We start from the raw sequence: 6,756 nt of genomic DNA, 5'->3' as shown, positions 1-6,756 counted from the left end.
GCCGTCGGCGGCGGACGCCGTCACCCCGTCCGGGGGCACGGACCGCGGGTACGCGTGCCCGGGGCGATCGGGGACGTGCGGGAACCCCGCGCCCCGCGCACGCGGCCGGCCGGCCATGGACGCGGAACGGCGACCGCGGTCTTCCCTCACCCACGGCGGAGCGATCGGATCCGTCCTGGCCCCGGGGGCGCCGTGCGCCGTGTTCTTTGCGGCCGGGCGCACGGTGGGGCCGGTTTCACCGGAGCCGCGTCCGGGACGGCACCACCCCCGGGACGAGGCCTCGCACGGCGCGGAGCACACCCGATGAGCCCCGGATCCGGCACGGGCTCCGCGGCGCCCGCGGACACCTCGCCGGACGGGTTGCCGGCCCGGCGCCCCTTCCGGGGGCCCCGCCCCGCCCCTTCTCACACGGTCGCCCGGATTTTCGCCGCTGCCTTCCTGGCCGCCACCAGGACCGGGTCCCAGACGGGGGAGAACGGCGGGGCGTAGCCCAGGTCCAGGGCGGTCATCTGTTCCACCGTCATGCCGGCCGTGAGGGCGACCGCCGCGACGTCGACGCGTTTGCCCGCGCCCTCGCGGCCGACGATCTGGACGCCGAGGAGCCGGCCGGTGCGCAGTTCGGCGAGCATCTTCACCGTCATGGGGGCGGCGTCCGGGTAGTAGCCCGCGCGGCTGGTCGACTCGATGGTGACCGCCTCGAAGCGCAGGCCCACGCGGCGGGCGTCCTTCTCCCGCAGCCCGGTGCGCGCGATCTCCAGGTCGCACACCTTGCTGACCGCCGTACCGACCACGCCCGGGAAGGTGGCGTAGCCGCCGCCGACGCCCGCCCCGATGATCTGGCCGTGCTTGTTGGCGTGCGTGCCCAGCGGGATGTGCCGCTGCTGCCCGGAGACCAGGTCGAGGACCTCCACGCAGTCGCCGCCGGCCCAGACGTTCTCGTGCCCGCGCACCCGCATCGCCCGGTCGGTGAGCAGTCCGCCGTACTTCCCCAGGGGGAGTCCGGCGGCGCGCGCCAGGGACGTCTCCGGGCGCACCCCGATGCCGAGCACGACGACGTCCGCCGGGTACGCGGCGTCCTCGGTGGCGACCGCCCGCACCCCGCCGTCGTCCCCGGTGAGCAGCCCGGTGACCTCGGCGCCGTTCACCATCGTGATGCCCATGCCCTCCATGGCCTTACGCACCAGGCGCCCCATGTCGGGGTCGAGGGTCGCCATGGGTTCCTCGCCGCGGTTGACGACCGTCACCTCGTAACCGCGCTTGATCATCGCCTCGGCCATCTCCACGCCGATGTACCCCGCCCCGACGACCACCGCGCGGCGCCCGCGCGTCCGGGACAGCGTGTCGAGGAGGGCCTGCCCGTCGTCCAGGGTCTGCACGCCGTGCACCCCGGGGGCGTCCATGCCGGGCAGCTCGGGGCGGACCGGCCGCGCACCGGTCGCGATCACCAGTTTGTCGTACGACGTCCAGGACTCGGCGCCGGACTCGACGTCCCGCGCGCGTACCCGCCCCCGGTCGAGGTCGAGCTCCGTGACCTCGGTGCGCAGCCGCAGGTCGATGTCCCGCGCGCGGTGCTCCTCGGCGGTGCGCGCGATCAGCCGGTCCCGGTCGGGGACGTCACCGCTCACCCAGTAGGGGATGCCGCACGCCGAGAAGGAGGTGAAGTGGCCGCGTTCGAACGCCACGATCTCCAGCTCGTCCGGGCCCTTCAGCCGGCGGGCCCGGGACGCCGCGGACATCCCCGCGGCGTCACCGCCGATCACCACCAGGCGTTCCCTCGCACCGCGCGCATCGCTCATGTTCATGCGAACACGCTACGGGGGCCGGGGACTTCGGGCCCGCCCGAGGTCCTCTCAGCCCTCCCCGCCCCCGTCGGACGCCGGACGGGGCGCCGACGACGGCGCGGGCCGGGCCGCCGGCAGCGGGCCGAGGGCGGTCGTCACGGGCGCCGGCTCCGGCCGCCGCGGCAGCCGGGGGCGTACGGCCTTCCGCCACAGCAGGACGAGCAGCGCCGCCGCCACCGCGAACGGCAGCACCGCGCCGGACGCCACCGCCAGCCAGCGCAGCACCGTCACGAACGCGTCCCAGCCGCCCGCCAGGGCGTCCGTGAAACCGGGATCCCCGTCGTCCCGCGCGGCCTCCACCGGGGCCTCGGACAGGGACAGGGTGATGGTGGCCAGGCTCGTGCGGTCCTTCAGGGACTCCTGCCGGGCGAGCAGGGCCTCCAGGTCGGCCTGGCGGCTGCTCAGCTCGCCCTCCAGGGTGACCACGTCGCTGAGCCTGGTGGCCCGGTCCATCAGCTCCCGGATGCGGGCCACGCTGGCCCGCTGGGTGGTGATCCGGCTCCCCACGTCGACCACCTGGTCGGTGACGTCCTGCGCCTTGGCGCTGCGCTCGAGGAGCCTGCCCGTGCCCTCGAGGTCGGCGAGGACCTCGTCGTACTTCCCGACGGGCACGCGCAGCACCACGCGCGTGCGCTCGCGGCCCTCCTCGTCCCGCTCGGTGGTCTCCTTGCCGACGTAGCCGCCCGCGGCCCCGGCCGTCGTCCGGGCCTCGTCCAGCGCCTCGGGGACGTCCTTCACCCGCACGGTCAGGGAGGCGGTGCGGATGACGTGGTCCGCGGCGGCCTCCGACGGCGCGCTCGCCCTCGCGCCGTCCGCCGAACCACCGGGGACACCCTGCCGCGCGCCCTTCTCCGGGACCGCCTCCCGCCCGTACGCCGGCGCGTCGGCGGCCTTGTCGGCGGCCTTGCCGGCGGCCGCGGACCCGGCGGAGTCGTCGCCCGCGCCGCTGCACCCGCCGACGGCGAGGGCCGCCGCCAGCAGTACCCCGGCCAGGGCGTGGGCGGGTCGTACGGATCGTCGTGTGCGCATGTGTGGGACTCCCCCCGGTGGCGGTGACTGACGCTCCTTCGACGCGGGAGGGGGGCGGAACGTTGGCGCCGGACGGTCCCGATGCGGTCACGGTGGGGACTCGGTGGGGACTCGGCGGGGCCACATGGCCCTGGCGGGAACGCCGACGGCGTTTGAGAGGGTGGAGCCATGAGCGGATCACACACGGGCTCCCGGCAGCACGCCGTCGTCGTCGGGGCCGGAATCGCCGGGCTGGCCGCCGCCCACCGGCTGCGGGAGCACGGGGCACGGGTCACCGTGCTGGAGGCCTCGGACCGGGTCGGCGGCAAGCTGCTGCCGGGAGAGATCGCGGGCGCGCGCGTCGACCTCGGCGCCGAGTCGTTGCTGGCCCGCCGCCCCGAGGCGGTGGGCCTCGCCCGTGCGGTGGGCCTCGCCGACCGGCTCCGGCCGCCGGCCACCGCCACCGCCTCGCTGTGGACCCGGGGCGCCCTGCACCCCATGCCCAAGGGCCACGTCATGGGGGTGCCCGGCACCGCCGAGGCCCTCGCCGGAGTCCTGTCCGAGGAGGGACTGGCCCGCATCGGCCGCGACGCCGACCTGCCCCGCACCGAGGTCGGCGACGACGTGGCCGTCGGCGAGTACGTGGCGGCGCGCGTCGGCCGCGAGGTCGTCGACCGCCTGGTGGAGCCCCTGCTCGGCGGGGTGTACGCGGGCGACGCGTACCGCATCTCGATGCGCTCGGCGGTCCCGCAGCTCTTCGAGGCCGCCCGCACCCACACCTCCCTCACCGAGGCGGTCCGCGGGATCCAGGCGAGGTCCGCCGCCTCGGCGCAGGCCGGCCCCGTCTTCACGGGCATCGCGGGCGGAGTGGGCACCCTCCCGCTCGCGGTCGCCGACGCGCTGCGGGCGGACGGCGCCGAGATCCTCACCGGCACGCCGGTCACGGAGCTGCGCCGGGCACCGGAGGACGGCTGGCGGGTCGTCGCCGGGGGCCGCGTCCTGCACGCCGACGCGGTCGTCGTCGCCGTCCCCGCCCCGGCCGCCGCCGGACTGCTGCGCGCCGAGGCGCCCGGCGCCGCCGCCGAACTCGCCGGCGTCGAGTACGCCTCCATGGCGCTGATCACCCTCGCCTACCGCCGCGCGGAGACCGCACTGCCCGAGGGCAGCGGATTCCTGGTGCCGCCCGTCGACGGCCGCACCATCAAGGCGGCCACCTTCGCCTCCGCCAAATGGGGCTGGATCGCCGAGGAGAACCCGGACCTGGTCGTCCTGCGCACCTCCGTGGGCCGCCACGGCGAGACGGAGATCCTGCGCCGCGACGACGACGGCCTCGTGGAGGTCTCCCGGCACGACCTGAAGGCCGCCGTCGGCCTGGACGCCGTCCCGGTCGCCGCCCGCGTCACCCGCTGGCGGGACGGACTGCCCCAGTACCCCGTCGGCCACCACGCGCGCGTGGCCCGCGTCCGCGAGCACCTCGCGGGCCTCGCCGGGCTCGCCGTGTGCGGCGCGGCCTACGACGGCGTCGGCGTCCCCGCGTGCATCGCGAGCGCGTACGCCGCGGCCGACCAGATCCGCGGTGACCTGCGCGGTGTGCAGGAACTCACCGCCCACCCGGTGCAGAGCCTCCACGGAGGAGCAGGAGAATGAGGGACATGAGCGACGACGCCACCACCCCCGCCCCCGACCGGATCCCGAACAAGGGCAAGCTGGCCAAGGACCTCAACGAGGTCATCCGCTACACCCTCTGGTCCGTCTTCAAGCTGAAGGACGTCCTGCCGGAGGACCGCGCCGGCTACGCCGACGAGGTCCAGGAGCTGTTCGACCAGCTCGCCGCCAAGGACGTCACGATCCGCGGCACCTACGACCTGTCGGGCCTGCGCGCGGACGCCGACCTCATGATCTGGTGGCACGCCGAGACCGCCGACCAGCTCCAGGAGGCCTACAACCTCTTCCGCCGCACCGGGCTGGGCCGCGCCCTGGAGCCGGTCTGGTCGAACATGGCGCTGCACCGGCCCGCCGAGTTCAACCGCTCGCACATCCCGGCGTTCCTCGCCGACGAGACACCCCGCGACTACGTGAGCGTCTACCCCTTCGTGCGCTCCTACGACTGGTACCTGCTGCCCGACGAGGACCGCCGACGCATGCTCGCCGACCACGGCAAGATGGCCCGCGGCTACCCCGACGTGCGCGCCAACACGGTCGCCTCGTTCTCGCTGGGCGACTACGAGTGGATCCTCGCCTTCGAGGCCGACGAGCTGCACCGGATCGTCGACCTCATGCGCCACCTGCGCGCCTCGGAGGCCCGGATGCACGTCCGCGAGGAGGTCCCGTTCTTCACGGGCCGCCGCAAGGACGTCGCGGAACTGGTCGCGGGCCTGGCCTGATCAGGCGGCGGGCCGGTCCCTTCCGGCCCGCCGGTCCGCCGGCGCCGGCTCGGGTTCCGGGTGCGGCGCGCACCAGGCGCGCCGCCCCGGGACGCGCCCGTCCAGCAGGTACGCCTCCAGGTGGCCGTGGACGCAGGTGTTGGGCCCGCCCGCGAGGCCGTGGCTGCCGGCGTCCCGCTCGGTCACCAGCGCCGACCCCGCCAGCCGCCGGTGCAGCTCCAGGGCGCCGGCGTACGGGGTGGCCGCGTCCCGCTCCGCCGCGAGGATCAGCGTCGGCGGCAGCCCGCCGCCGTCCGCGCGCACGTCCAGCGGCCGCCGCCGGGGCGCCCGCCAGTAGGCGCACGGCAGGTTGGTCCACACGTTGTCCCAGGTCTCGAAGGGCGCGCGGCGCGCCAGCCGGGTGTTGTCCCGGTCCCACACCGCCCAGTCCTCCGGCCAGGGCGCGTCGTTGCACTCCACGGCGAGGTACACCGCCCGCGCGTTCTCGGCCTCCGCCGCCGCCTCCGGATGCTCCTGGGCCTGCTCGACCAGCGGCGCGGGATCGCCCTTCAGGTACGCCGACAGCGCGTGCGCGCGGTGCGGCCAGTGGTCGTCGTAGTACCCGACCCCCAGGAACGCCGCCTGCAGCTGCCGGGGGCCGACCTTGCCGCCGGCCGGCTCCCGCGCCAGCCGCGCACGGGCCCGCTCGTAGCCGCGCTGCACCTCGAGCGCCGTGCCGCCCAGGCCGTACACGTCGTCGTGCCGGGCGGCCCACGCCTTGAAGTCCGCCCAGCGGTCCTCGAACGCCGCCGACTGGTCGAGGTTGTTGCGGTACCAGATCCGTTCCGGGGCCGGATTCACCGCCGAGTCGAACACCATCCGCCGCACGTGCGAGGGGAACAGCGTGGCGTACAGCGCCCCGAAGTACGTGCCGTACGACGAGCCCAGGAACGTCAGCCGGTCCTCGCCGAGCGCGGCGCGCAGGACGTCCAGGTCACGGGCGTTGTTGAGGGAGTTGTAGTGGCGCAGCGCGTCGCCGTTGCGCTCGGCGCAGCCGCGCGCGTACGCCTCGGCCCGCGCGACGCGCTCCCGCTTGTACGCCGCGGTGGGGTGGACCGGCGCCTTCGCGGGGCCCTCGAAGAACGTCCCCGGGTCCGTGCAGGACAGCGGGGCCGAACGGCCCACCCCGCGCGGGGCGTAGCCGACGAGGTCGTACGCCGCCGCGAGGCGCTTCCACTCGGGCAGCGCGCCCATCATGGGGAAGTACATGCCGGTGGCGCCGGGACCGCCCGGGTTGTGGACCAGGGCGCCCTGCCGGGGCACCTCGCGCGTGCCGCCGTCGGGGTCCTTCCCGGTGGCGCGGGCGCGGCTGACGGTGAGTGCGATCCGCTTCCCGTCCGGGCGGGCGTAGTCGAGCGGGACGCGGAGCGTGCCGCACTCGACGGTGCCCGGGAGACTCTTTCCGCCGATACGGTTCATGGCAATGGCTAAAGTAGAGTGTGCCTCATGCGAGATTGAGCCGAAAGACATCGCTCCAGTGGCAA

5 protein-coding genes are annotated in these 6,756 nt (G+C 75.5%); 2 read left to right on the top strand and 3 right to left on the bottom strand.

Annotation, left to right across the window (positions count from 1 at the left end; all coding sequences use genetic code 11):
• Positions 1–404 precede the first annotated feature (404 nt).
• Both ABTY20_RS34510 and ABTY20_RS34505 read right to left on the bottom strand, forming a co-directional pair.
• Positions 405–1,802 (bottom strand): FAD-dependent oxidoreductase, encoded by a 1,398-nt coding sequence (locus tag ABTY20_RS34510; protein WP_352001098.1) that lies wholly within the window; start codon positions 1,800–1,802, stop codon positions 405–407.
• 48 nt (positions 1,803–1,850) lie between these two features.
• Entirely contained in the window at positions 1,851–2,870 is a 1,020-nt protein-coding gene (locus ABTY20_RS34505; RefSeq protein ID WP_352001097.1) for a DUF4349 domain-containing protein, read from the bottom strand.
• A gap of 168 nt (positions 2,871–3,038) precedes the next feature.
• Between ABTY20_RS34505 and hemG the strand changes: the two genes are divergently transcribed.
• Complete coding sequence (gene hemG, locus ABTY20_RS34500; protein WP_352001096.1) at positions 3,039–4,496, top strand: protoporphyrinogen oxidase; 1,458 nt, start codon at positions 3,039–3,041, stop codon at positions 4,494–4,496.
• 5 nt (positions 4,497–4,501) lie between these two features.
• The gene (gene hemQ / locus ABTY20_RS34495) at positions 4,502–5,233 is read left to right on the top strand and encodes a hydrogen peroxide-dependent heme synthase (RefSeq protein WP_352001095.1); all 732 of its coding nucleotides are present in this window, start codon (positions 4,502–4,504) and stop codon (positions 5,231–5,233) included.
• Here the strand turns inward: hemQ and ABTY20_RS34490 are convergent.
• A partial coding sequence (locus ABTY20_RS34490; RefSeq protein ID WP_502991956.1) for an alpha/beta hydrolase occupies positions 5,234–6,756 on the bottom strand: 1,523 nt, incomplete at its 5' end.

The organism is Streptomyces sp. NPDC126497 (assembly GCF_040302425.1).
Classification (GTDB): domain Bacteria; phylum Actinomycetota; class Actinomycetes; order Streptomycetales; family Streptomycetaceae; genus Streptomyces.
The sequence above is the reverse complement of the archived record's forward strand: the minus strand, read 5'-3'. Positions and strand labels throughout refer to the sequence as shown.

What these genes read in the sequence shown, in the direction of transcription:
- ABTY20_RS34510 (WP_352001098.1), bottom strand. Translation starts at nt 1,802, where the DNA reads ATGAACATGAGCGATGCGCGCGGTGCGAGGGAACGCCTGGTGGTGATC.
- ABTY20_RS34505 (WP_352001097.1), bottom strand. Translation starts at nt 2,870, where the DNA reads ATGCGCACACGACGATCCGTACGACCCGCCCACGCCCTGGCCGGGGTA.
- hemG (WP_352001096.1), top strand. Translation starts at nt 3,039, where the DNA reads ATGAGCGGATCACACACGGGCTCCCGGCAGCACGCCGTCGTCGTCGGG.
- hemQ (WP_352001095.1), top strand. Translation starts at nt 4,502, where the DNA reads ATGAGCGACGACGCCACCACCCCCGCCCCCGACCGGATCCCGAACAAG.